This is a genomic window from Micromonospora sp. NPDC047812 (assembly GCF_040704175.1).
Taxonomy (GTDB): Bacteria; Actinomycetota; Actinomycetes; order Mycobacteriales; family Micromonosporaceae; genus Micromonospora.
In genome coordinates, this window is record NZ_JBEYRY010000037.1 from 1 (window position 1) to 1,603 (window position 1,603).

1 protein-coding gene is annotated in these 1,603 nt (G+C 71.1%); it reads right to left on the minus strand.

All coding sequences use genetic code 11. The annotated features are described in order from the left end of the window. The coding region (locus AB0883_RS30750; RefSeq protein ID WP_366644768.1) for an amino acid adenylation domain-containing protein at positions 1 to 1,603 on the minus strand (1,603 nt) is incomplete at both ends.

Sequence of the window (1,603 nt, forward strand, 5' to 3'; positions counted from 1 at the left end):
TCCACCACCTCAAAACAACACCGCAACACCTCATGCCGCTGCACCACCACATCCAACGCCCGCGCCAACACCCCCACCGCCAACCGACCACGAATCCGGTAGGCCAGCGGAAGGTTGTAGGCGGTCAGCCCCGGCTGCAACTGGTCCATGAACCACAACCGCCGCTGCCCGAACGACGGCACCCACCGCTCACCCCGCGCCACCGGCTCCAGCCGCACCTCGTCGGCGCCGGTCGACCGACCGGCGACGGCAAGGGCGAGCGTGGCCACGGTCCGGTTCTCGAAGATCGCCCGCAACGGCAGCTCGATCCCCAGCGCGCCCCGGACCCGTGCCATGACCTGCGTCGCCAGCAGCGAGTGGCCACCGAGTTCGAAGAAGTCGTCATCGACGCCGACGGCCGGTACGCCGAGGGTCTCCGCCCAGATGGTCGCGATCGTCGCTTCCTCGGCCGTGCGGGGCGCGACCCGGTCCGCGACCTCGTCCACCGGCGCGTCGGCCGGATTCGGCAGGCTCGTGTGGTCGACCTTGCCGGTCGCCGTGAGCGGCAGGCTCGGCAGCGCGACGACCTGTGCCGGCACCATGTACTCCGGCAGCGAGGCGCGCAGGAAGGCGCGCAGTGCCGAGCCGGGTGGCAGGGCCTGCCCCGCGGGGACGGCGTACGCGAGCAACCGGGTGTCACCGGTGCGGCCCTGGTCGGCGACGACGAGGGCTTCGGCGACATCCGGATGATGGAGCAGGGCGGCTTCGATCTCGCCGGGTTCGACGCGGTATCCACGGATCTTGATCTGGCGGTCGGCGCGGCCCAGGAACTCCAGGTTGCCGTCGTGACGCCAGCGGGCGAGGTCCCCGGTGCGGTAGAGGCGTTGCCCGGCGGCGGTGGCGAACGGGTCCGGCACGAACCGTTCGGCGGTCAGGTCGGCACGGCCCACGTACCCCCGGGCCAGACAGTCTCCGGCCACGTAGATCTCGCCCACGGCCCCGGGTGGAACCGGCCGGAGGTGCTGATCGAGCAGGTAGATCCGGGTGTTGGCGATCGGCTTGCCGATGCTCGGAAACTCCGGCCAGCCGGCCGGGTCACCGGTCAGCCGGCCGGCGGTGATCACATGGGCCTCGGTGGGACCGTACTGGTTGTCGACCGCGACGCCGTCCCCGGCGGTCGCCAGCTCGCGGATCTCCGCCGTGATCTGGAGTTGCTCACCTGCGGGTGCGACCTCCTCGAGCGACAGCCGACGGCCGGTACGCCGCGCCGCGAGCGCGATCTGTGCCAGCACCGCGGGCGGGCAGTGCAGCCGCCGCACCCGTTCGGCGGCGAGCACGTCGAGCAGTTGTTCCGGGTCGCGCCGCTGCTCGTCGGTCACGAGCACCACGTAGCTGCCGCCCAGCCAGGCGGTGAACATCTCCTGGAACGAGATGTCGAAGAAGATCGACGAGAACTGGAGCACCGGTCCGACGACCTGGCTGCGCCGCAACTGCCAGTCGATGAGGTTCGCCAACGGCCGGTGCGACATCGCCACGCCCTTGGGTCGTCCGGTGGAGCCGGAGGTGTAGATGACGTAGGCCAGGTTGTCCAGCGAGGCCTGCGACACCGGCCGGGTGTCGGCCC